Source organism: Paraburkholderia sp. GAS32 (assembly GCF_050434225.1).
GTDB lineage: Bacteria > Pseudomonadota > Gammaproteobacteria > Burkholderiales > Burkholderiaceae > Paraburkholderia > Paraburkholderia madseniana.
Map to the genome: position 1 here is coordinate 1 of NZ_JBNPVS010000046.1, position 23,439 is coordinate 23,439.

General features: G+C 63.8%; 20 protein-coding genes. 8 read left to right on the forward strand and 12 right to left on the reverse strand.

The features are described 5' to 3' along the window. Positions 1-224 precede the first annotated feature (224 nt). Entirely contained in the window at positions 225-425 is a 201-nt protein-coding gene (locus P3T25_RS37800) for a hypothetical protein (protein ID WP_154560257.1), read from the forward strand. Positions 426-1,081: 656 nt separating this feature from the next. Then, positions 1,082-1,669 (forward strand): BPSL1445 family SYLF domain-containing lipoprotein, encoded by a 588-nt coding sequence (locus tag P3T25_RS37805; protein ID WP_429362199.1) that lies wholly within the window; start codon positions 1,082-1,084, stop codon positions 1,667-1,669. Positions 1,670-1,843: 174 nt separating this feature from the next. Here the strand turns inward: P3T25_RS37805 and P3T25_RS37810 are convergent, their stop codons facing one another. The 8 genes from P3T25_RS37810 to P3T25_RS37845 form a co-directional block, all read right to left on the reverse strand. Continuing rightward, positions 1,844-2,968 (reverse strand): porin, encoded by a 1,125-nt coding sequence (locus tag P3T25_RS37810; protein ID WP_429362201.1) that lies wholly within the window; start codon positions 2,966-2,968, stop codon positions 1,844-1,846. 212 nt (positions 2,969-3,180) lie between these two features. Next, positions 3,181-4,350: a thiolase C-terminal domain-containing protein gene (locus P3T25_RS37815; protein WP_154564075.1), complete on the reverse strand. Its 1,170-nt coding sequence runs from the start codon at positions 4,348-4,350 to the stop codon at positions 3,181-3,183. 6 nt (positions 4,351-4,356) lie between these two features. Continuing rightward, positions 4,357-5,892 carry a class I adenylate-forming enzyme family protein gene (locus P3T25_RS37820; RefSeq protein WP_429362203.1) on the reverse strand — a complete coding sequence of 512 codons (1,536 nt, stop codon included), beginning with the start codon at positions 5,890-5,892 and terminating at the stop codon, positions 4,357-4,359. Beyond that, positions 5,889-6,296, reverse strand: a complete 408-nt coding sequence (locus P3T25_RS37825) for a Zn-ribbon domain-containing OB-fold protein (protein ID WP_429362205.1) — start codon at positions 6,294-6,296, stop codon at positions 5,889-5,891. Before P3T25_RS37825 ends, P3T25_RS37820 begins: the two co-directional genes overlap by 4 nt. Then, positions 6,293-7,783, reverse strand: coding sequence for a carboxylase (locus P3T25_RS37830; protein WP_429362207.1), 1,491 nt, complete (start codon positions 7,781-7,783; stop codon positions 6,293-6,295). Before P3T25_RS37830 ends, P3T25_RS37825 begins: the two co-directional genes overlap by 4 nt. 5 nt (positions 7,784-7,788) lie before the next feature. Then, positions 7,789-9,237 (reverse strand): hypothetical protein, encoded by a 1,449-nt coding sequence (locus P3T25_RS37835; protein ID WP_429362209.1) that lies wholly within the window; start codon positions 9,235-9,237, stop codon positions 7,789-7,791. Continuing rightward, on the reverse strand, positions 9,234-10,646 hold the full coding sequence (gene accC, locus P3T25_RS37840) for an acetyl-CoA carboxylase biotin carboxylase subunit (protein ID WP_429362211.1): 1,413 nt from the start codon (positions 10,644-10,646) through the stop codon (positions 9,234-9,236). The genes P3T25_RS37835 and accC overlap by 4 nt, the downstream gene beginning before the upstream one ends. Before the next feature lie 21 nt (positions 10,647-10,667). Beyond that, complete coding sequence (locus tag P3T25_RS37845; RefSeq protein WP_429362213.1) at positions 10,668-11,150, reverse strand: acetyl-CoA carboxylase biotin carboxyl carrier protein; 483 nt, start codon at positions 11,148-11,150, stop codon at positions 10,668-10,670. A 48-nt stretch (positions 11,151-11,198) separates the two neighbouring features. On the opposite strand from P3T25_RS37845, the gene P3T25_RS37850 reads away from it, so the two are divergent. From P3T25_RS37850 to bioB, 6 genes are all read left to right on the forward strand, one after another. Then, complete coding sequence (locus tag P3T25_RS37850; protein WP_429362215.1) at positions 11,199-11,858, forward strand: biotin/lipoyl-containing protein; 660 nt, start codon at positions 11,199-11,201, stop codon at positions 11,856-11,858. Between the two features lie 86 nt (positions 11,859-11,944). Continuing rightward, positions 11,945-13,222 carry an MFS transporter gene (locus P3T25_RS37855; protein WP_154564059.1) on the forward strand — a complete coding sequence of 426 codons (1,278 nt, stop codon included), beginning with the start codon at positions 11,945-11,947 and terminating at the stop codon, positions 13,220-13,222. Positions 13,223-13,571: 349 nt separating this feature from the next. Beyond that, entirely contained in the window at positions 13,572-14,201 is a 630-nt protein-coding gene (locus P3T25_RS37860) for a GntR family transcriptional regulator (RefSeq protein ID WP_429362218.1), read from the forward strand. 61 nt (positions 14,202-14,262) lie between these two features. Further along, on the forward strand, positions 14,263-15,852 hold the full coding sequence (locus tag P3T25_RS37865) for a class I adenylate-forming enzyme family protein (RefSeq protein ID WP_429362220.1): 1,590 nt from the start codon (positions 14,263-14,265) through the stop codon (positions 15,850-15,852). Further along, the gene (locus P3T25_RS37870; protein WP_154564053.1) at positions 15,849-16,733 is read left to right on the forward strand and encodes a TauD/TfdA dioxygenase family protein; all 885 of its coding nucleotides are present in this window, start codon (positions 15,849-15,851) and stop codon (positions 16,731-16,733) included. The genes P3T25_RS37865 and P3T25_RS37870 overlap by 4 nt, the downstream gene beginning before the upstream one ends. Before the next feature lie 25 nt (positions 16,734-16,758). Further along, positions 16,759-17,802, forward strand: coding sequence for a biotin synthase BioB (gene bioB, locus P3T25_RS37875; protein ID WP_429362222.1), 1,044 nt, complete (start codon positions 16,759-16,761; stop codon positions 17,800-17,802). 576 nt (positions 17,803-18,378) lie between these two features. On the opposite strand, the gene P3T25_RS37880 is transcribed toward bioB, so the two are convergent. Genes P3T25_RS37880 through P3T25_RS37895 form a run of 4 tightly spaced genes read right to left on the reverse strand, consistent with a single transcriptional unit; the run spans position 18,379 to position 22,990 of the window. Next, positions 18,379-21,045, reverse strand: coding sequence for an FtsX-like permease family protein (locus tag P3T25_RS37880; protein ID WP_429362224.1), 2,667 nt, complete (start codon positions 21,043-21,045; stop codon positions 18,379-18,381). Then, positions 21,042-21,737 (reverse strand): ABC transporter ATP-binding protein, encoded by a 696-nt coding sequence (locus tag P3T25_RS37885; protein ID WP_154566510.1) that lies wholly within the window; start codon positions 21,735-21,737, stop codon positions 21,042-21,044. Before P3T25_RS37885 ends, P3T25_RS37880 begins: the two co-directional genes overlap by 4 nt. Further along, on the reverse strand, positions 21,730-22,395 hold the full coding sequence (locus tag P3T25_RS37890) for an ABC transporter ATP-binding protein (protein ID WP_154566509.1): 666 nt from the start codon (positions 22,393-22,395) through the stop codon (positions 21,730-21,732). Before P3T25_RS37890 ends, P3T25_RS37885 begins: the two co-directional genes overlap by 8 nt. 1 nt (position 22,396) lies before the next feature. Then, on the reverse strand, positions 22,397-22,990 hold the full coding sequence (locus P3T25_RS37895) for a hypothetical protein (RefSeq protein WP_154566508.1): 594 nt from the start codon (positions 22,988-22,990) through the stop codon (positions 22,397-22,399). Between the last annotated feature and the right edge of the window lie 449 nt (positions 22,991-23,439).

Consider the following 23,439-nt stretch of genomic DNA (forward strand, 5'->3'; position numbering starts at 1 on the left):
CGGGGATTCTTACTTTAATTCTGGTGGGCGGATGCCGACTTCGCGCCGAAGAAATTCCGATCGCCTTTCCCGGGGAGCGCACTTAATCGCCTGACAATCGTTGACGGGCAACTTCTTATCCTGGCAAACCACGTTGTCCTCCGCCTGCCGGATTAGAACCCGGATTCCAACAGGACACCCGTCCAGCGCCGTATGATCGAGACACAAAAAATACGGGGGCCAAGATGAGCGATGCGCAAAGCATCACGTTTGAAGCGGTGCAACTCAATGACCGATCGGGGTATTTCGTGCGAGCTACGTGGCCTGACGGTTACGAACAGCAGATCACTGGCTTCACCGACGATGCCGAGGCCCGCGAGTGGATAGCCAACGATAGCCGGGGTTGGCTAGACTGGATGCCGCACCGTCCACAGCTTGGCACCTAACACCGGCTGATCCGCGCATGCTAGCAACGCCCGGCTATCGCCGAGTGCGCGGGGGAGCCGGACGAAAAAAAACCGATCCCATAAAGGATCGGCTTGGAAAGGTCCTGGTATTTCCGAGGGGAAAACGCTGCCAGAACCTGAGAGAGCGGCCGGAATGTACTCCAGGCAAATCAGATGCAGCCGACTGTTTCGGCTCTTGGTCTAATCGTTAACGACAGCGTCGCGGTTTCCTGAAGTGCTGCCGATTAGCTGAGTTATAGGGCGCGTCGCCCGCCGGTTCGTTAGCGGACGGTCGCAAGTCTTTGTCGATTGACTGAAGCTGGCTGGACCTGGTCCGAGGGCGAACTTCCGTAGGCGACCCTCAACGGATCTTCGCCTCGCGGGAAAGCATTCGGCTCCGGTGAGAAACATCCGCGCGCGACCCTGACCTGATTTTGTCTGTCCAGTTGCCGCTATGATGAGAGACGGGAGCGAGCGAATAGGCGCCAATGTTCGCTGTCTGCGTGCGCCGATAAGGACGGCGGTCAGGGCGGAAAATCGCAATGATCGACTCAGTCCGTGCATTGCGGCGAAGGACGAAACAGAGCTATGGTATATAACCTTAGTCAGTTGCTCCCTCAGTAGGAATTTAGCAACGAACCATGATGGAGGTCGCGATGCAAAGGCGAAACTTCATACGGACAGGGACTGCCGCGCTCGCTGTCGCCGGTCTTTCGTTCGCGGCTTGTACGGCCACGACGAGTCATGCAGCGACCAGCGAGTCCAACGCAGCGAAACGTCGGTCAATCGATGCAAAGGTCCAGGGCACCATGTCGCGACTCTACGCGAACGTCAGGGGTTCGCGGGAACTTGTCGCAAAGGCGAACGGCGTGCTCGTGTTCCCCTCCGTGATTCAAGCCGGCTTCGTCGTGGGCGGTCAATACGGCGAAGGTGCATTGCGCGTAGGCGGGAAGTCGGTGGGCTACTACAGTACGGTATCCGGTTCGTTCGGCCTCCAGGCGGGTGGCCAATCCAAGGCCATCATCTTCCTGTTCATGACGCGTGATGCGCTCAACCGCTTTCGCCGCTCCGACGGCTGGTCAGCAGGGGGCGAAGGATCGGTCGCGCTTGTGAAGGTAGGAGCGAACGGGGTGATTGATACGAACACGGCAACCGCGCCGGTCGAAGCGTTCGTGCTGACGAATGCCGGTCTGATGGGCGACGTCTCCCTCTCGGGTACCAAGGTGTCGCGTCTGAAAATCTGATGACGGAATTGGCCCTGTGGTTTCGCGCGGTCCTCACTATGACGAGTCGGTGAGGAAGGTCAATGCTCATCCCGCCTTTCCGGGTGGCGACAACTTTCGCCGCTGTCGCTCGGCGCCCGCCGCGATAGGACGCGGCTCGCGTACGAAGGGTGTGCGAGCCGGTCCCGGGTTCGATCAGAAAGAGTGACGCAGACCGATGTTGACCGCGGTGGTTCCCATGCGTGGCGCCACGGGCGCGCCATAGGTGATGGTCGTGGTCGCGTTGCCTTTGTTGTTCACGTAGCCAACCTGCGCATAAACCAGCGTGGCTTTGGAAAGGCTGTATTCGGCTCCCGCGGCGATCTCGGTCGACTTGTTGGCCGAGTTATTCCTGTCCTTCAGGTAATACAGGCCACTCGTGACCTGGAAAGCCGGCGTAAAGCGATAGCCGAGCCCGACCGAATACAGGTCCAGGTCGACCAGATTCGAGTGCGCGGGATTCTTGCCGTTACTGTACGACGCTGAAACGGAGAAGCCCTTGATCGTGTACAGCGCACCCAGATACCAGAAGCGATTGTTGTCCAACCCGGTTGCGACCGTCGTCGGCCCGGGGTTGGTGTCATGACCGTTGTAGTACACCGCCGACAGCTTCAGCCCGTAGTTCGAATACTTCAGCACCGCCGACTCGCGCGTACCACCCTGGAAGCTTCCCGCGACGCCGCCTGGCGCGTATTCGAGCGCGCCGCTCACGCCGCCGAAGCTCGGCGACTGGTAGACGATCGCATTGCTGTCGTACAGCGCGCCGATTGGTCCGTTGGTACTGGTGCCCGGCCAGCCCGCCGCCGTGTTCATGCCCAGCCACGCGGTCAGAATACTGCCGAAATACTGGCCCGCGCGAACGTCGGTCTCCGCCATCGCGTAGGCCATCGGCACGATCTGGCGGCCCAGGTTGACCGAACCGAACGGGCCGGAGAGGCCGACGGTCGCGACCTGATTGAACTGCGCCGCAACGCCCGGCGTATCAGAGAGGCCGAATTTGCCAGTGCCGCTGTCGAACACGCCCTGCAGCCTGAAGTTGACGTGGTAGCCGCCGCCGATATCCTCGGTGCCTTTCATGCCCCAGAAGCTCGAATAGATGCCACCGTCCTTGTAGCGATAGACCTTCCCGAGGTTCTTCGCCGCCGGGCTGAAGGAGGCAGCCGAGGTGCTCTGATACAGCAGACCGGAATCAATGACGCCATACAACGTCACCGACGACTGCGCGTACGCCGAAGTTCCGATTGCGGCCAACGCGGCCACAGCGATTCCTTTCAACTTCATTCTGTCTCCTAATTAATTAATGTGCTCAACCCGTAACTGCCAGATCCACCTTCACAACGCAATCCGTCGCTGCCATGAGACGACAGTGACGGATAGTCCTCAAACGGCCCTCACGAGCAGTTTGTCAACTCCTTGCCAGTAGCACGACGAAACACCGCATCGGCAGACACGACGGGGTTCAGTGTCCGCCCTCGATACCGCGAACAGCATGTTCAGTCGGCGCCCAGGACCATCACCATGTACGCCGACATGACGAGACCGCCGGCCTGAACCAGACACGATCGCGCATCCTTCACCTGGCGCTCCCCGGCCTCGCCGCGCATCTGCCGGACTGCCTCGATCATCAGTTGCATGCCGAATTGTCCGGAGTGGTTGAACGACAGCCCGCCCCCCGATGTGTTGAGTGGGAATGCGCCGCCCGGCGCGATCCGGCCGTCGCGCACGAACGCGCCTGCCTCGCCCGGCGCGCAGAAGCCCAAGGCCTCCAGGCCGTGCAAGACGTTGATCGTGAACGCATCGTAGATCTGCACGACGTCGAGGTCGCTGCGGCTCGTCTGCGCCATCGCCAGTGCGTTGGCGCCGCACGTCGCGAGAACATCGTCGTCGAGCCAGTCGTTGCTGCGTAGCGGCGTCGTATGGTGCAGATATGCATCGTCGAAGCCTCGTACGACAACCGGGCGCTTCCTCAGGTCGCGGGCACGGTCCGCGCGCGTCACGATCATCGCTCCGGCACCGTCGGTCACCTGGCAGATGTCGTACTTGCGCAGCGGATCGGACACCATCGGCGCAGCCAGGTAGGCCTCCATCGTCAGGTCCTCACGCGCCGCCGCGTTCGGATTCAGCTGTGCCCACTTGCGAGCGGCCAGCGCGACTTCGCCAAAGTCCTCCGGCTTCGTGCCGTAGCGATGCATGTGCAGCTGCGCCTGCATCGCGTAGAAACCAATTGGACTCAGCATTCCATAGGGCTGGATGAACTGTCCGTTGGGCGAGCGTGGGTCGGTAGCGTGGCCGCCCTTCTGGCGGCTGCGGTCCAGTCGCTGCGTACTACCGTAGGTGATCAGCGCCACGTTGCACAGGCCGGCCTCGATGGCGCCGATCGCGTGGACAAGGTTCGTGATGTTCGACTGGCCGCCCACCAGGGTGCTGTCAACGTAGCGCGGCTTCAGGCCGAGGTATTCGGTAACCAGCAACCCGGCCGCGCGGTCGTCCCAGTAGGCGAACACGCCATCGATATCGTGCGGCGCGATGCCTGCGTCGAGCATCGCGCCGCGCGCGGAGCGGCATTGCAGGCTGAGCGCCGTGTCCCCGGGGCCGGCCTTGCCGAGCCCGGCCTCGTCGATGCCGACGATCGCATATTGGTGAGCGAGTGCGTGCTTCTTCATCGTCGCTTACCTCTTCGCGCCGAATTGCGAGCGGATGTCCTTCTTGAGCACCTTGCCAACCGTGCTGCGCGGCAACGTTTCCCAGAACACCACATCCTTGGGGGCCTTGGTGCTGCCCAGGCGCTGCCTGCACATCGCGATCAGTTCGTCGACGCTGACCGACTGACCGGGCTTGAGCTCGACCACCGCGGTGACGCGCTCACCCCAGTCTTCGTCGGGCACGCCGACCACGGCACAGTCCTGCACGGCCGGATGCCCCCAGATCACCTGTTCGATCTCGCCGGGATAGATGTTGAACCCGCCGGAGATGATCATGTCCTTCTTGCGGTCGACGATGTACAGGTAACCGTCAGCGTCGAACTCTCCGATATCGCCGGTGTGATGCCAACCGAACTGGTGCGCATCGGCATTGGCCTGCGGGTTGTTGAAGTACCCCGGCGACACCAGTTCGCCCTTGGCCACGATCTCGCCGCGCTCGCCCACACCGACGATGCGCCCGTCATCGTCCATCAGCGCCACTTCGCAGGCGCCAGTGGGCCGGCCCGCCGAAGTTAGGCGCTTCAGGTGCTTCAGATCGTCGCCGACGTCATGGTCAGAGCGCGACAGGCAGGTGATAACGCCCGGTACTTCTGCCTGTCCGTAGGCCTGGAAGAACACCGGCCCCCACAAGGCCAGCGCCTCCCTCAGCTTCTCCACCGACATCGGCGCGGCGCCGTACATCACGCATTCGAGCGACGAAGTATCGCGACGGCTGGCGTCCGGATGCGCGAGCAACCGGTAGATCATGGTCGGGGTTAGGAACAGGTGCGTGACCTTCTCGCGCTCGATCGCCTCGAGGATGCCACCGGCGTCCGGGGACGGCGTGAGCACGTTGCGTGCGCCGAAAATCGCCATTGCCATTGTCGTCGCGCCGGCGGCGTGCGTAAGCGGCGCCACCACAAGATGCACGGGGTCCTTCCCGGGCACGGCAAACTGGTTCTGGATGCGGTATGCCGTCAGCAGCGAGCGATGGGTCTGCATGATGGCCTTGGGTCGTCCGGTGGTGCCACCGGACGACTTGATCTGCGCCACGGCGTCGAGCGGCTTACGCACGGCGACGCGGTGGCCGGCGTGGGCGCGGCTCCAGCCGGCGATGCACGGCCCGCCTTCCTCAACTGGCTCGTCGAGGCCGATCACGACCTTCAGCGTCGGTACGCCTTCGCGAATGCGCGCCAGGTGCGGGGTGAACTGCGCGTGGCACACGAGCGCACTCACCTCGGTGAAATGCATGAACCAGATCAGGTCGTCAATGGCGTCGCGCCCGTTTAGCGGCACGTAAGTGGCGCCGGAGCGAAGGATACCGAGCATCGCGACGAAGCCGATCAGATTATTCGGCGTCAGGATACCGACATGGGCGTCGCCGAGGCCGAGTTCGCCGAGCGCGAAGGCGACCGCATGCGAATTACTCTCCACCTCTGCGTATGTGAGCTGGGTATTCGAATCCTGGAGGCAGACGCGGTCGGGAAACTTCGCCGCGCCGGCATCGAACGAGTCTGTAATCATGAAGCCACCGAAAGTTTGAATTGAGGAAGCGTGATGTCGTCGCTGATCGACTCGAACACCACTTCGACCGGCGCGCCGACGCTGAGCTGATCCAGGTCGGAATCGACGATCTGGGTGAGCATGCGGACACCCTCGGCCAGGTCGATCATCGCGATCGCGTAAGGCACCTTGTCAGCCATCGCCGGGTTGGCGGCAATGCGGCAGATCGTGTACGTGTAGATTCGTCCCCGGCCGCTCGCATCAACCCACTCCATGTCGTCGCACAGGCAAACGGTGCAGAACGGTCGGGGGTAGAACTGATGCCGTGCACAGGCGGTGCAGCGCTGTATCGCGAGCCTGCCCGCCCTGGCGGCCGCCCAGAACGGCGCGGTCTCCGTGGTCGGTTGGGGTAGCGGCCGGCTCATATGCGGGCTCCAAAGGTCGCGCCAGTGACCTGGACGCGCCGTCGAATCCGTCCGAGACCTGCGGCCAGATCGGCGAGCGGATTGCGCACGCTGAACTCGTCGCCGTTGCCCGTGGGTGACAGACCGTCGATCTTCTCGTCGCCATACATATAGCGCAGCAGCAGGGCGTCATCGTCCAGTTTCGGGTAGCGCTTGCGATGGCCCGGCACCACCGGTTCGAGCGGCGGCGGTGTGAGCGCGACATCGCGCGAGCCGTTCTGGAGGATGCGGTCCTTGACGTCGGGATCCACGGGCAAGGGCAACTCGCCGAAATAGCCGCAGACGTACTTCTTCACTTCGTCAGGCACCACCTTGTAGCGCTCGTTGTTGAGGACGTTCATCACCGCCTGTGCCGCGACGATCGCGGGATAAGGCGTGACCATGATCGGCGAGCCGAGTTCGACGCGCACGCGGCCAATCTCTTCGAGCACCGCAGGCAGCTTGTCGGCGATCCCGGCCTGCCTGAGTTGCGATTCCAGATTGCTCATCGCGCCGCCCGCGTACTGGGTGACGTAGTGACTGGGTTCGTACTCGGCAGGCGCCCCGACCGGTTGCTGCTCCCGTTGCGCCACTGCGCCGAGGTAGTCCCCAACCTCGTCGAGCAAGCCGTCGTTGACCACGACATCAAAGCCGATCTCGCGCAGATTGCGCGCAATCATCTGGCTGGCCGGCAGCGAATTGCCGTTGGCCAGCGGATCGACCGCCGTCAGGATGCTGTCCGCGCCGTGCACCGCGGCCTCGATCGCGAGCCATGGCCCGAGCCCGGTCAGGCAGTGGGTGTTGAATTCCAGCCGCTTGTCGCCGATCGCCTGCTTCAGCGCCGGCACGAGCGTGCGGACCCGGTCGATCGTGAGGATGCCAGCCGCATCGCCGAGCGCGACGGTCTGTACGCCGAAACGCTCGACGCCTTCGCGCGCTTTCCTCGCATACAGCGCGTCGTCATAGCCAGGCGCGATGTTGTAGCCAAGTCCGAGCGTCACATTGGCGCCGAGCCGATGCGCCGTGCCGATACTCGAGGCGAGATTGTCCGAGCACAGCAAGGCATCGAATACTGCAATTTCGCGGATGCCGTTGGCGATCTGCCGTTCGACAAAGAGGTCGGTGATATCGTCGGCCACCGGAAAGAAACCGCGCATCAGGTTGCTACGAACGGCGCCACGCATCGGCGTGCGGGTGATCCGCTCACGCAGCAGGCGGATGCGCTCGAACGGGTCCTGATTCAGGAACAGCACGCTCGCATCGAACTGGACCAGCGCGATCGTCTGCATCGAGACGAAGCCGGCCTGGTCCATGCGTTCGGCGATGGGCAGCATGTGCTCAGTGCGCATGCGGGTGGCCCACAGGCATTGCTGCGCATCGCGCAGCGTGTCGTCTGTCAGGTGGATGGTGCGGCGCTTGCCAGTGCGCGCGGTCTGAGCCGCGACGAGACTCTTCAGGTGTTCGAACATTGAGGCTACTCCTTGCACTGGTGAAGGCGGATATCGACACCCGGGCCCGTCACGCTCAACAATGCGTAGCGCTGCGAGCGCTGGACAAGGCCGAGCGCCAGGCGGTCCCAAGGTGAGGCCGGCCGATAAGTCAGTTCGCCGGCGCTCGACGCACGAGGCAGTGACGACGGGTCTGCGGCGAAAGCATGCGCCAGCAGGCGCGAAGCATCGTCAAGCAGAGGCATCGAGCGGCGGATGTCCTCGAGGCTCTTGCATTCGATCTTCGCCAGCGCTCCGACGCGCTGCTGCAGTCCGCGATCGAATGCGCCATCGACCGGCCCGTAGGCGCCGAGCAGGATGCGGCGCAGGCCGGGCTGGAGCTCGGCATAGCGCGCCATGCCGCTGAAGTGCTGCCACGCCTGGGCCGCGATGGGTCCGGCGAACGGCGCGACCATCGGCGGGTTCCCGATCTCGGCGCGCACGCGAGCGCATTCCTCGGCGAACGCGTGCAGCCCGGCAAGCTGACCCGACCGGGTCAACGCGTCCATCGCCTGCGCCGCGATTTCTCCTGGCAACTGGTGGACATAGGGCGCCACGTCGAACACCCACGGCGCACCCGCCGGCAAGCCCTCAACGTCAGCAATCCGCCCCAGCTCCGCGTCGGCTTCTGCAACACCGGCCATGTCCGGCACATCGGCGTCGACGCCGAGCAGTGCAAGCGAGCGCACGAGTCTCGTCAGCGACGGTACCGACGCGCCGTTGGCCACGCACGGCAATGCCGTGTCGATGCCCGCCACACCCAGGCGCGCCGCTTCGATGACGACCTGCGGTGCGAGCGCCGTCTGGCAACGCGTATGCAATTGCAACGGCGTTGCCCGCAGCGTCTCGAGCAGCAAGGGGATCAAGGTCGCGATGCGGTCCACCGTCAGCACGCCCGCCTCGTCGCGCAGCATCACGCGCTCGGCCCCGTCGGCCACAAGGTGCGCGGCCTGCGTGCAGTACCACGCGTCCGTGCGACGCTCATCGGCGTCGTACGGCAGCACACCGATGGCACTGACACCGGCCCGGCGCGCCGCGAGGAACATCGGGCGCAGCCGGTCGCGCTGCAACAGCGGATCGACGATGACCACCTGCGCGATGCCACGCGCAGCGAGCTCGGCGATCCAGGCCGCGCCAACCTCGGGCGACAGCACGTCGGCACCGCGGCCTCCGTGTTCGGTCAGGAGGTCCAGACGTGCCCGCAGTACCAGCGGCCCGGCGGCCGCACGCAATGCCGTCACGCGCTGCCAGGGATCCTCGCCGCGGGCAAGGCACTCACTAAATGTAGTGGTGCTGATGACCTCAACCTCGGCGAGGCCTGTTCCCGCCATTCGCGCGAGCGGAAGCTGCGCCATTGCAGTGGACAGCGCGCCCGACCAGGTGACGGTCTGTCCGTCGGTCAAGCTCACATCGGAGAACTGGACGCGCGCGATCATGATTGCACCTCCACGGCCTTGGCCGCCTTCAGCGCCGCCTTGCGGGCCGGAATAAAAGTGTCTTCGACCCAGCGGGTCGTGACCTGGCCCTTCGCAAAATCGTCATGCTCGAGGACTGCCTCGTGGAACGCGATCGTTGTAGCCGGACCTTCGACGTGGAAGTCGGCCAGCGCCCGGCTCATTCGCGCGATCGCCTCGGCGCGCGTCGGCGCATGGACGATCAGCTTGGCGATCAGCGAGTCGTAGTACGGCGGCACCGTGTAGCCCTCATGGCAATGCGTGTCGAGCCGCACGCCAAAGCCCGACGGCGGCTGCCACCGATCAATGCGTCCGGGCCGCGGCAGGAAGTTTTTGTCCGGATCCTCGGCATTGATGCGGCATTCGATTGCGTGACCGTCGAGCACAATGTCCTGCTGGCTGAACGACAGCGGCAGCCCACAGGCGACGCGAATCTGCTCGGCCACCAGGTCACGCCCCGTCACCTCTTCAGTGACCGGGTGCTCAACCTGGATGCGGGTGTTCATCTCGAGGAAATAGAACTTGCCGTCCCTGTCGTCGACCACGAACTCGATGGTGCCGGCGCCGAAGTACCCGACGTTCCGAGCGAGGCCCACCGCTGCATCGCCCATCTGCACGCGCATGTCATCCGAGAGGAACGGCGACGGTGCCTCTTCAATGAGCTTCTGGTGCCTGCGCTGGGTCGAGCATTCGCGCTCACCAAGGTGCACCACGTTGCCATGCTGGTCGCCCATCACCTGGATCTCGATGTGCCGCGCCTTCTCGATGAACTTCTCGACATAGAGCGTCGCATCGCCAAAGGCCGATTGGGCTTCCGACGATGCCGACTTGAACGCGGCTTCGACCTCGTCGTCGGAGCGCACGACGCGCATGCCGCGACCGCCGCCGCCCGCGGTCGCCTTCATCAGCACCGGATAACCGATGTCCGCGGCGATCCGGCGCGCGGCTTCAGGGTCGGCCAACGCGCCGGAGCCCGGCACGCGCGGCACGCCGGCCTTGGCGGCGAGGCCCACGGCGGTAATCTTGTCGCCCATCGCGTCGATCGCTTCGGGCGACGGGCCGATGAAGATGAGCCCCGCTTCAGCGCAGGCGCGAGCAAACGCCGGGCGTTCGGAGAGGAAGCCATAACCGGGGTGCACCGCATCGCAGCCCGATTCTTTCGCAGCGCGTACCAGATTGGCGATCTTGAGATAGCTCTCCGAAGCGGGGGGCGGGCCAAGTACAACGTGCTGGTCGGCGAGGCGCGCGGCCTGGCTTTCGACGTCCGCCTCTGAGAGGCCAGCTACCGTCTCGATGCCGAGGCTGCGGCAGGCACGAATGATACGCACGGCGATCTCGCCGCGATTGGCGACGAAGACGCGCCGGATGTCGTGCTTGACGACTGGAACCATGAGTGACTCTCCTCGTTTCGGTCAGGCGGGAAGCGGCGTGATCAGCATGAGCACCTGGTTGTGCTGCACCAGTTCGCCGTTACGGACCAGGATCTTGTGAACGATGCCGCGCGTGGTGCTCTCCACCGAATTGAACATTTTCATGACCTCGACCAGGCAAACGGTTGTGTCAGCCTCGACCACCCCACCCTCTTCGACGAACAGCGGCTCGCCTGGGCGCGGGCTGCTATAGAAGGTACCGACCATCGGGGCACGGATCGCGACCATGCCTTCCGGGATCTGCACGGCGGTTTCCGCGGCCGGCGCAGCGTTCAGCGTAACGTGCGTGGCTGCCTGCGAAGCCGTCGCAGCGGGCCGAAACACCGCCGCGCTGTCCGGGGCGACGGCACCGGGCTTGCTTGCCTGAACGACGAAGTCGCCCAGCCTTACCTCCAGAGAATCCAGTTCGGCGGCTCGATCGAGCAACTCGAGGATCCGGGTGACGTCTGTGTGTGTCAGTGACATCTCTCAATTCTCCATGGCGCGAACAACCAGTCGCGAAGGGGTCCCGTCGTGAACAAAGCCGAGCGCCTCGAAGCCGAGCGCCTCGGACTCTGTCAGAGCGTCGTCAATGAGGCCGGCCGCACCCGTGACCAGAACGCGTTTCATTTCGGTGTTCGTCTCAATATTCATTTCAGTATCCGCGGCTGCTCCCTTGACTCAATGATATTTACAGATTGTGTCATTGTCAACAATAAGACTTGCTGTTATTGTAGCCATCATCGCGACACCTCTTTCGGAGCCTCCCCTGTGACCACCGCCACATATTCAGAACAGTCTGAACAATTCGACGCCCGCGTGCGCCATGCCCTGGCGATGGGAGGCAGCGCCAAGCTCGAGCAGCGGCGCGCGACCGGCGCGCTGAACGCCCGGGAACGTGTCGAACGTCTGCTCGACGAAGGTTCGTTCAAGGAAATCGGCACGCTTGCCACGTCGGCAGTAGCCGCCGATCGCGAGTCGACGCCGGCTGACGGCAAGATCACCGGCCTCGGCCGGATCGATGCGCAACCCGGCGACAGCATGGATGAAGATCAGGTTGTTCTGACACTGGAATCGATGAAGATGGAAATTCCAGTGATAGCGCCCGAGACCTGCCGCCTGATCTCCGTACTCGTCAAGGAAGGCGAAGCGGTGCGTGAAGGCCAGGACCTCTCGGTGATCGAACACGACTGAGGACGCACGGCTCTGCTAAGGTATTTGGGGGCCAATGTGTCGACAATCATACGAATTCGGCCAATGTCGCCGAAAAGGAGACACGCATGAACTGGAAGAACAGGCCGGGCGCTGTGCTCGCCACACTATTGACGATTCATCTTCTGGGTCAAATCGACCGCAACATGCTGCTGGGCTTCTCGCCGCAGATCACGCGGGACCTGGCGCTCAGCAACGCGCAGTACGGCTTCCTGGTCGGTGCCGTGTGGGTCTTGAGTTACGGTGTGATGTCGGTGCTCATGGGAACACTCGCCGACCGCTTCAGTCGCCCCCGCCTGATCGCCGTCGGTCTCGTCATCTGGAGCGTATGCACCGCGGCTTCCGGCACGGCACACACGTTCGGGGAGATGGTAGCAGCACGCTTTCTCGTCGCCAGTGGCGAGGCCGCCTTGATCCCGGCCGCCGTGGCGCTGCTGTATGAAGTCTTCGCCTCTCAGCGGCGAAGCGCGGCGATTGGCCTGTTCTTCATGGGCATTCCGGTTGGCATCGGCTGTAGCTTCCTGCTCGCCGGCTCGTTTGGCGCCGAGCATGGCTGGCGCACGACCTTTTTTGCGCTGGGCGCGATCGGGATGGCTCTCGCGCTGCCGCTATCGCTGCTGCGCGAGCACCGCGACGAGCGGCCGCAAGACGCGCGCGGCGAACCTTTCGCCGCGCAGGTGCGTGCCGTCGTTGCCCTGCTGCGAGGGAACCCGGCGATCGTGCTGACGATCGCTGGTTTCGTACTGGTCCATATGGTCGCGGCCGGGCTTTCATTCACGCAACTATGGCTGGTGCGTGAGCGCGGCTTCGATGGCGCCGGTATCGCCAGGACGATCGGGATGCTGCAGATCGTCTTCGGCACGCTGGGTTCGATCGCCGGTGGCGCGCTGGGCGACCGCTATGCGCGCCGCCTCCCTGGCGGGCTCGCTACGTTCATGCTGATACTGGTGCTGCTGGCAGCGCCGCTGATGATCGCTTACCGCCTGGCGCCGGCCGGCTCCCCGCTGTTCTACGTGGGGATGTGCGCCGGATTCTTCCTCCCGCTGGCGCTGTATGGGCCGGCCATCACGGTCATCCAGAGCCTGACCCCGCCGCAGATGCGTTCGACCATTACCGGTTGCTGCATGCTGCTGATCAACGTCTTCGCCGTCGCCATCGGCAGCTTTGCCATTGGCTCGGTGAGCGACGCGCTGGCGCGCGCCGGCGTAAGCGCGCCGCTCACGAAGGTGTTGTTGGGGGCGGATATCGTGGCCATCGCGTCGGCGCTGTTCTTCCTGATGGCGGCGCGGCGCCTGTGTAGCAAGGCCCCGACGCCTCAGGGTGCCAGCGAGGCCGTGCTCCCATGATTTTCATGGTCACGCGTCCCGGGTTGGCGGCCTGGTTGACGCCAGCGCCGGAATCAGCATGAAGACGCGACTGAAGAAACTTGCGACCGTGAGCTGGAAGCCGATCCTGGCGAAATGGTGGTCCCTGAGGCATCGATTCAAGGGCGGTAGCAACTCGCGCAGCGGTCGGCTTGACGCCCAAGCAATATTGTAATATTGTCAACACGAATACGTTATGATAGACTGCTGGTGCAGTACTACAACCCTACATAAGCTAAACGGAATCATGTCGACCACTGACGACAACATTGCCGATGTTGCGGTCCCCACCGGTTCGCGCGGAGGCCGCGGCAGCCCGCGGCCCCTGACCATGCCGGAACAGATCGCCGAGAGCATCACCGACGCGGTGTTACGAGGCGACTACCAGCCAGGCGATCGCGTGCGCGAGCAGGAGCTGGCGTCGCAGTTCCAGGTTAGCCGCGGCCCGATCCGGGAAGCGCTGCGGATCCTCGAAAAGAGTGGCGTCGTGCGCATCTTGCCACAGCGCGGCGCGCACATCACGCAACTCAGCGCAAAGGAAGTCAACGACCTCTTCGAGGTTCGGCGCTCCCTCATCGGCCTGCTTGCCCGCAAGATCTGCCCTGCGCCGCCGGCACTGATCAAGGCGGTGGATCAGCAAGTTCGTGCTCTGGAAGCGCTCGGCGGTCAGGAGAGCGCGACGGAAGAGCACGCGAAAATCAGCATGCTGCTCAGCCGGCTGCTACTCGCCGCCTGCGACAACCATCGGCTGGTGGAGATGCTGGAGTCGCTCGTCAACCAGACAGCGCGATATACCCGGCTCGGATTGCGCGAACCGCAACGCCGCACACAGTCGGCCGCCAGCTGGCGCAGCTTCGTGATCGCCCTTGAGGCCGGCAACGCCGACCTCGCCGCAGCGGCTCTCGAAGGCCTCGTCGAGGCGTCGCGCGTCGCAGCCGTGAAGCACCTTCAGCAAGGCTGACGTACCGCACCGATTTTCGGTGCTTTGCCACCTACTATTGTAGACAATCGGACAATTTTATATGAGCACTCAGATTGCGGGCCGCATGATTTCCTGGGCATCGGCTCAGCACGCGAGCCGAACCGCCCTCGTCTTTCAGGGCCGCAACATCACGTTCGATGAGGTCGAACGACGCAGCAATCGGCTGGCCAACGCCCTGATCTCGCTCGGGCTGAAGCCCGGCGAGCGCATCGCGGCGCTGCTTGCCAATTCAGAAGAGACCGTAGACAGCTTCTTCGGAGCGGAGAAGGCCGCGCTGACCTACGTGCCACTGAATGCCCGCCACACACTGCATGAGCAGGTGGATATCCTCAACGACTGCGAAGCTGCCATCGTGATCGTAGGCCCGGAGTTCCGCGACGTCGGCGCGCGGCTGGCCGCCCGCCTGCCGTCAGCCCCGGCGCCGGCGCTCAGGCACGTCGTCGCGCTCGGATGGTCGGCACCGGGAACGATCGAGTACGAGACACTTGTCCGCACCGCGAGCGAGACAGCACCCGCAATCGAGGTCGGCTCCGAACATCTGCTACGCCTCGCCTATACCTCGGGCACGACCGGCAAGCCCAAAGGGGTGGCCTACTCGCTCGCGCGCTGGCAGGCCCGCCTCACCAATCACTTCGACGCGATGGAGTATCGGCTTGGTCCGGACGACGCGATGTTGCACGTCGGCCCATTGACGCACGCAGCCGGAGTCCACTTGCTGCCCTGCTACCTGTGCGGGGCGCGCAACGTGATCGAAGACGGGTTCGACGTGGGGGCGGTGCTCGCATTGATCGAGCGGTACCGCATCACCCAGATCATGCTCGTGCCCACGATGCTGAACCGCCTGGTCGACGCAGTGGAAGGCGGCGCCAAGGCGGATCTGTCATCGTTGCGGCGCATCCACTATGGCACTGCACCGACGCCGCCCGCGCTCATCAAGCGTGCGGTCGCCGCATTCGGGCCGATCCTGCGCCAGCAGTACGGCATGACGGAAGCGGCGCAACCGCTGACTGTGCTGTACCCAGACGATCATCTGGTCGGTGATGTGACGCAGGAGCACCGCTTGCTGTCGTGCGGACGGCCGACGGCCAACGTACACATCGTGATCCGCGACACCAGCGGCGCCGCGCTGCCGCCGGACGAGATCGGCGAAATCACGATCGAGCATCGCGGCATCGGCGAGGTGCAATTCTGGCGCCGGCCCGAACTGCTTGCCGAAACGGTACGTGACGGCTGGTACTACACGGGTGATCTCGGCTACTTCGACAAGGCCGGCTTTCTGTACATCGTCGGCCGCAACAAGGACATGATCATCTCGGGCGGTTTCAACGTCTACGCGCGCGAAGTCGAAGATGCGCTCGTCAGCCATTGCGCAGTGTCGGAAGCCGCCGTGCTGGGGCTGCCCGACTCCGAGTGGGGTGAGACGGTCGCGGCCTTCGTGGTCACGCGCACCGGCACGACGACCACGGCCGAAGAACTGCAGCGCCACTGCGCAGAGCGCATCGCCGGTTATAAGAAACCGCGCCTGGTGGAGTTCGTCGACGCGCTGCCGCGCAACGGCGCGGGCAAGGTCACGAAGAACACCCTACGAGACACATACCTGGCATCACGAAAGGAAGGAAGCAAACAATGAACGACTATGGATTAAGCGCCATCGAGGCGTGGAACAGCCGTCCTCGCCGGCACTACGAAACCATCAGCGTCAAGCCGCTGACGCACACGATCGGCGCGGAAATCGGCGGCGTGGATCTGTCCACCGAACTCTCGGATCAACAGTTCGACGAGATCCGTCATGCGTGGCTGGAGAATCTGGTCGTCATCTTCCGCGACCAGCAGATGACGCCCGAGCAGCACAAGCGCCTCGGCCGGCGCTTCGGCGCGTTGCACGTGCATCCGCTCAACGCCGTAAAGCCGGGCAAGGACCCGGAGATCTTCGAGGTCAAGGCTGGCAAGCACTCCAGGAGTGTGGCCGGCGAAGGCTGGCACACGGATGTGTCGTGCGATGCCGAACCCCCAATGGGCTCAATGCTCTACGTCACGCAGATGCCAGAGGGAGGCATCGGCGGCGACACCATGTTCGCCAACATGTACCTCGCCTACGACATGCTGTCGGATCGACTCAAGAGTTTGCTCGAGGGCATGACCGCCATTCACGACGGCGCGATTCCGTACGTCGGCAACTACAAACACAAGGCGCCGGAGGGAGGCTTTCCGACCGCCGAGCATCCGATCGTGGTGCGCCATCCCGAGACCGGCCGCAAGCTGCTGTTCGTCAACCGGGGCTTCACGTCCCGCATCGTCCAGCTCACCAGCTACGAGAGCAGGTGCGTGCTTGAGATGCTCTATCGAATGATCGAACTGACGCCACCGCTCGTCTGCCGGATCCCCTGGACGCTGAACTCGATGGTGTTCTGGGACAACCGATGCACACAACACCACGCGGTCTGGGACTACTACCCGCTCAACCGCTACGGGCAGCGCGTCACCATCGCCGGTCAGGCGCCGGGCGTCTGAGAAAGCTACGTAGAACGGAATAATCATGAAACCCATTGCCATCGTCTCCCTTGCCTCGCTGCGCGCCGGGGCCGCCGCAGTAACCGCCGCCCCTGCCGCCGCGCAAGCGCGCGAGTCAGGTACCGTTGCGCGGTGGAGCGTGGAGGCCATCCTGGCGCTCTACGGCCTGCCCTTCATGGACCTGATGTTTCGTGCCCAGGAGGTGCATCGGCAGCATTTCAACTCCAATGAGGTGCAGTTGTCGACGCTACTTTCGATCAAGACCGGGGGATGTGCGGAAGACTGCGGCTATTGCCCTCAGTCGGCTCATTTCGAAACGGGCGTAGAGGCCAGCAAGCTGATGCCGCTTGAAGAGGTCGTTGCCGCCGCCAACGCGGCCAAGGCCCAGGGTGCAACGCGCTTCTGCATGGGGGCGGCCTGGCGCAGTCCCAAGGAGCGTGACATGGAACGCGTTTCCGCCATGATCCGCGAGGTGAAGGCGTTGGGCATGGAGACCTGCGTGACGCTCGGCATGCTCAACGCGGACCAGGCGAATGGGCTGAAAGAGGCAGGGCTGGACTACTACAACCACAACCTCGATACCGCGCCGGAGTTCTATGAGCGCATCATCAGCACGCGCACCTACCAGGATCGCCTCGACACCCTGACGCACGTGCGCGACGCCGGCATTCATGTGTGTTGCGGCGGCATCGTTGGGCTGGGCGAATCGCGCGAGCAACGCGCCGGGCTGATTGCGCAACTCACCAATCTCGACCCCTATCCCGAATCGGTGCCGATCAACAACCTGGTGCAGGTGGACGGCACCCCGCTGGCCGGCACCGCGCCCATCGACCCGTTCGAGTTCGTGCGGACCATCGCCGTCGCCCGTATCACCATGCCGCAGACCATGGTGCGGCTGTCCGCCGGCAGGGAGGCAATGCACGAATCCATGCAGGCGCTGTGCTTCCTCGCGGGCGCAAACTCCGTCTTCTATGGGGACAAGCTGTTGACCACGGCCAATCCGCAGTCACAACGGGACCAGGCCCTGTTCGCCAGGTTGGGGATGCGCACCTCGGGACAGGCCGCATGAGAGCCGCGGCAGTTGCCACCCGGACAGATCTGCCGGCTGCCTGCCGCCCATTGTCAACGCCGCTTTCCTGAACGATCCCTACCCCGCCTATCGTGATCTGCGGGAAGCTGAGGTGCCCGCGCCTTGATTTAGTGGCGCCGCCATCACCATTGAAGGTGGCCAGCCATACACGGCTTTTTCAGTCCCTTACGTTGCCCCTCCGAGATTCGCGCGCAGAGCGCCGGCGCCTTGAGTCTGCTGACAAGCGGAAACTTCGCCGGCGAGGAAAATTTGCGCGGTCCGTGCACTCGGAGTGCGGCGTTATCATGCATATGTCCAGTGTTGATCATAGAGCAGCCATTCAAGCATGCGTTCCGAACGGCGGGTCGTGGCCGAGAAGGGGCGCTCGACTACCTTGGTAGCGGACGTTCGCCAAGGCACTGATTCGTGGTTCTGCCAACGACCGCTTCGGCCGAACAATAGCTACGAGTCACCGATCCTCACGCATTTCCCTCGCGCGTCAGGCGCTACGGGGCAAAGCGGATCGTGATGGGGCCGCGACAACGCGAGCCGTCGAGCATGCAGGCGTCGCTCGCGTCACAACTCGCGCATGCGCTGGACAGCGGGCACGCGTGTCTCGCGAAATGCGGCGATCACGGCAATCACAACCGACAGCGCCGCCACGCCGACCAGGAAAGCCAGAAAGAACCAGGGCACGCTGAGCCGTTCGGGCGGAGGATCGAACACACCGGTCAGCAGCTTGACCAGCATCCACGCCAGCGCAAACCCCGTCAGCGTTCCGATGGTCGCCCCGCCGTATAGGAGCACGAGCGCCTCGCTCCACAAAAACGCACCAAGCTGACGCGGCCTGGCACCGAGCGCGGACAGGATCGCGAACGTGCGCCGCCGGTCGGCGAAACCCAGTGCAATGATGAGTCCCGTTGCGCCCGCGACCATGAGCGCTGCCGCACCCAGTTCGAGTTGCGTCAGGCCGCGCAAATCGACGGCCGTCAGGCTTGAAGTGATCACGTGCTCGGCCTGCCCGATGTCGCTGACCTTGGCTGCGCCGAGCGGCGCAACTGCCGCGCGCGCTGCTGCTGCAACCTGCCCCGGCGGCACGGTTGTCTTCAGCAAAACGATTTCCGCCGCGCTCGTGCCGGTTTGCTGCGCGATGTAGCTGGCGTTCGCGACGAGGAACGAGTCACGCGGCGCAGTTGGGAATTCGCGCACGACGCCAACAAAACGAAACGGCACCACGTGATATTGATGGTCGCTTGCGTTCTGAAGGCGAAGGTTGATCTCGTCGCCTGGGTGCAATTGATAGTCGTTCGCGGTCTCCTCGGACACGAGGATGCCGTTCGGATGTTGCGCCAGCGCGTCGAGCGATCTTTGTGCATTGCCGCCTTCAAAATAAGCGTCGGCCATGCGCGTCGCTTGTCCGATGTGGCGGGCGTCGACGCCATACAGGTCTTGCAGGTCCGTGCCGACGTAAGCGAAACGGTGTTGCATCGGTTGGGCCGCGCTGACTCCACGCAACGCAGCAAGGTCCTTGAATCTCGCTGACGCGGGCGCCTGGGAAGTCCCAGTCACCGTCACGTCCGCGCCATTCGTGAGTTCCGCGTCCACGCGCGCCTGCGCGTTGTAGGTTGCGTTGAACACAGCCGTGGAGGTCGCAAACGCAAACGCCAACGCGACGAGCGCGATGCCCTGCGTCATTCGATAGCGTTGCCGGCTCATCGCTGCAGCGGCCACGCCGGCTAGCGAATTCGTCAGCGGACGAAGGCAACGGGTAAGCGCGTCGCGGCCGCGCAGCAATCCCGCGAGGCACAGCCTGATGGTCAGCAGGCCACACCCTGCCCAGGCCAGTACGGGCGCCAGAAAGGCGACGTAATCGATTGACGATGACGGCGTGCCCTCGGGAGCCAACACAACCTGATACCCTGTGCTCCATGTCCGCCAGAAGATGATGGCCGACAGTGCGAGAAGAACGAGATCGAAGTAGACCCTCTGCCAGAGGCGCGGACGTGCGGAACTCGTCATCCGGCGGGCGCTCGCGACGGACGTCGTACCTGCATCTATCCAGGCTGTCACGAGAATCACCGCATTCGCCAGCACGACACCCGATATGGCCGCGCAGGCGATCCAGCCCATCGACGAAGCCCCGAAATAGCCGGCACCGAGAAACAAACGCGACAACAAGGCGGCAAGGACCAACCCAGCAAGCGCCCCCCCGACGCCAACGCACATCGCCTCGACTCCCACCAGCTTCATGATCTGGGCGCGCGACGCGCCACGGATTCGCAGCAGCGCCTGATCTCGCCGCCGCCGTCCCGAACCTGATGCAACGACGGCAATCGTCAGGAATGCGCCGAGGAGCGCGCCGGGTGTGCCCAGAAACAGAAGCAGGACCTTTGCGTACAGCGCGTCGCTGCGCACGCCGTCGAGCCGCGCAGCAAGATTGTCCGCCACGAGCGCACTGCCCGCCACGCGCGTCTCGAGGTTTTTCGCAGCGCCCTGCACCTGTGCAAAGGCGGCTTCAGGATCGCTCGGAAGACCGTCATGCGCGAGTCCGACGTGAAGCTGAGTGTGCGCCGAAGCCTGTCTCGCCGCGGCCTCTCCGTCGAACAGGCGGTGCCACGCGTCCATCGGAAGCAGAAGCACATTGTCAGGAGGCGCTTGCGGCGCTGCGCGAGGCGCGACGCCGATCGCCTGAAACATCGCATCGGCATTCGGCAGATCGACGATGCCGGCGATCCGCACATCGGCCGCAGCCATGCCTGGATGACGAATGCTCACCGTATCGCCGATGGTCACATGCAGATTCGCAGCCGTCTGCTGCGCAATCAGAACGCCATCCAGCGTACCCAGCAGCAGCCGGAACTGCCCCGGAAAGTCCCGAAAGTACGAGCGATCAAGACCGAGCACCTGGCCTTTTCCGGTCGTCTGTACGGTTTCTCCTGTTGTAGCTTCGAAGCCATCGACGTCGGCATAACCGACAGCTTGCTGTCTTGTGACGCGCGCGGCCTTTTCGACGGCTGCTGCGGCCTGCGGGACCGAAAGCGCGCCAGTCGTCGCGGGCCCCAGTTGCACCTGCCAGTCGACCGGCAGACTCGCGGTGGCGCGCTGTGTCATCGAAGCGGTGCTCTGCGCGATGAAAGCGCCGAGCGATGCGACTAGCGCGACCGTCAACGCGACACCAGCCGCCATGCCCGCGAGCCGGCCCCGGCGTTCGCTGATGAGTCCCGCGAACCATAGGCCGATCATGTTCGTCTCGCTGCCGTTTCGGCATCCGCGAGCATGCCACGCTCGATGCGCCAGACCGCATCCATCCGCATTGCAACGGCCGAATCATGCGTGGCGATGACGAGCGCCGTTGGCGTGCCTGCGAGATGCGCGATGAGCGCGTCGAGCAACGCCTGAGCGGCGGCCTGATCGAGCTGGCCCGTAGGCTCGTCGGCGAGAATGACGAGCGGTCGTCCGACTACCGCGCGCGCCATCGCAACGCGCTGCATCTGCCCGCCCGAAAGCTCCTCCGGCAATTTCTGCGCAAGCGCCTCGAGACCGAATGTGGCAAGCGCAGCGGCCACGGCTCGTTCGACACTGCCGGCACCATCGCCGGAATCTGCCGCGTCGGCCATCAGGAGCGGCAATGCCACGTTTTCGTTCACCGTCAACGGCTCAAGAAGGCTTGGCGTCTGGAACACAAGCGAGATTTTTGCGGGTAAGAGCGTATCCGGGGAGCCAAGCGCGGGCCAATCGATCACGCCACTCGTCGGCTTATCGAGCGCTGCCATCAGGTGCAGCAAGGTTGTCTTGCCGCTCCCCGAACGGCCCACCAGCGCGATGCGATCGCCGCGATTGAGGACGAAGCTGGCCGAGACGAGCGCCACAATCTCGGACTCGCCGTGCCGGTAGATACGGCTGAGCGATTGGGCTTCGATGAGTGCGTCACGCATGGACGAGCCTTCCATCGCGAATCACGAGGACGCGGTCAGCGCGCGCGGCCAAAGCGTCGCTGTGTGTCGCGATCAGCGCCATGGTTCTGTTGCCGTGACATCGCTCGATCAGATGACTCAGGATCACGGTTTCAGTGGCCGCATCGACTTCGGCGGTCGGCTCGTCCGCAAGGAGCACCATAGGCTCGGCCGACAGCGCCACGGCCAGCCCGGCGCGCGCCGCTTCGCCGCCGGATAGCTGCGACGGATACGCGCGGCGCCGCCCGGCCAGGCCTGTCACCCCAAGCAGCGTGTCAAGTTTGTCTCGATCCTTCCTGCCAGCCAGCGACATCTGCAAGCGCATGTTGCCCTCGACGGTGAGGTGCTCGAACAGGTTTCCCGACTGCATCAGCATGCCGATGTGCCGCGCCCGCAAGGCCGCACGCACCGTTTCGGGTCTGCGCGAGAGGCGCTGACCCATCACATCGACATGGCCGCCGTCCGGTTCCTCGAGTCCCGCAAGACACGCGAGGAGCGTAGATTTGCCGCTGCCAGAGGGCCCGAGCAACGCGACCAGTTCGCCGGCGCACAGTTGCAGTGAGACGCCCCTGAGCGCGGCGGTCTCGTCGTCACCGCGGTGGTAGAAGCGGTAGAGTTCGAACGCTTCGAATCGAGGCAAATCAGCGCCATTGGAACGAATTAGACATGAGGTTCCATTGATCGGCATTGTCGGCTCCAAGCGGCGCGGAGAGGTCGAGCGTGGCCAGCCTGCCACCGCTATAGATCAAATAGCGGTGGTTCTCAAGATGAAGTCGTTTGTTCGTGACCGGGTTCGGTTCCGAATTCGAAGTGTAGGTAATCAGCACGGCCGGCCCGCTGCGCAGCGATACGTTTGTGATTGCACCGATCTTATGACCGGTCCTGGCGAGTTCGGCGGATTCGTGCGCGGTAACCGACGATACTGTGGGCGCGGTCAAGGCGGGCGCCACGCTGATCTCGACGATGTTGTACTTATCGGCAAACCTCGCGCCGTCGCGGCGCTCCTTGCGCGCCCAGCCTTCGGGAACCTGGAGCGAAAAACCTGCTGGGGATCGGTAGGTGACAAAGACCTGGGTGTCCGGAATGTCGCCCGGCGGGTTCTTTTCGGGCGTGGCAGCCTGCTCGGTTGCAGCTAACACACTCTGGGCGGCTTGCAGCGCGCAGGGCAAGGCGGCGAAAGCCAGCGCAATGGCCGAATTCCGCAGTAAACGCTGGCAGCTCGGATTCAATGTCAAGGTCTCCCTCCTTCACATTCGCGCGGCGTCAGGGGCGTTGGCCATGCGCGATGCGCTGGAATGTGGCTCGTGGCGCGCTGCGGGCCGTTGGCGCACGGCTCCTGTCGAATTATTCCGATCGGGCAATCGCTGTCTTTGAGTCATGCTCAAGTAAGGCACCCAATCAAGGATCAATACGAGGCAAACCCGCGAGGTACCCATCCTGCGCCCGTCAACCTCCGTTGGACATCCGATGCGATAGCAGGTCGCATGGCTGACGCGCCGAGCGACCGGGTAAGCACATATCTAATTCAGAATGCACGGATCGCATTGGAACAGGCAACGGCGACCGGCGCTTAGCGCCCCAGAGATTTAGAAGAGATGGCCATAGGCCTGTTCCTGTAAGAAACGCTGGTTCGCAAGGATTGAAAGCTCAAACGATAGTCCGCGAACCTTAGGAAACGCTTAGC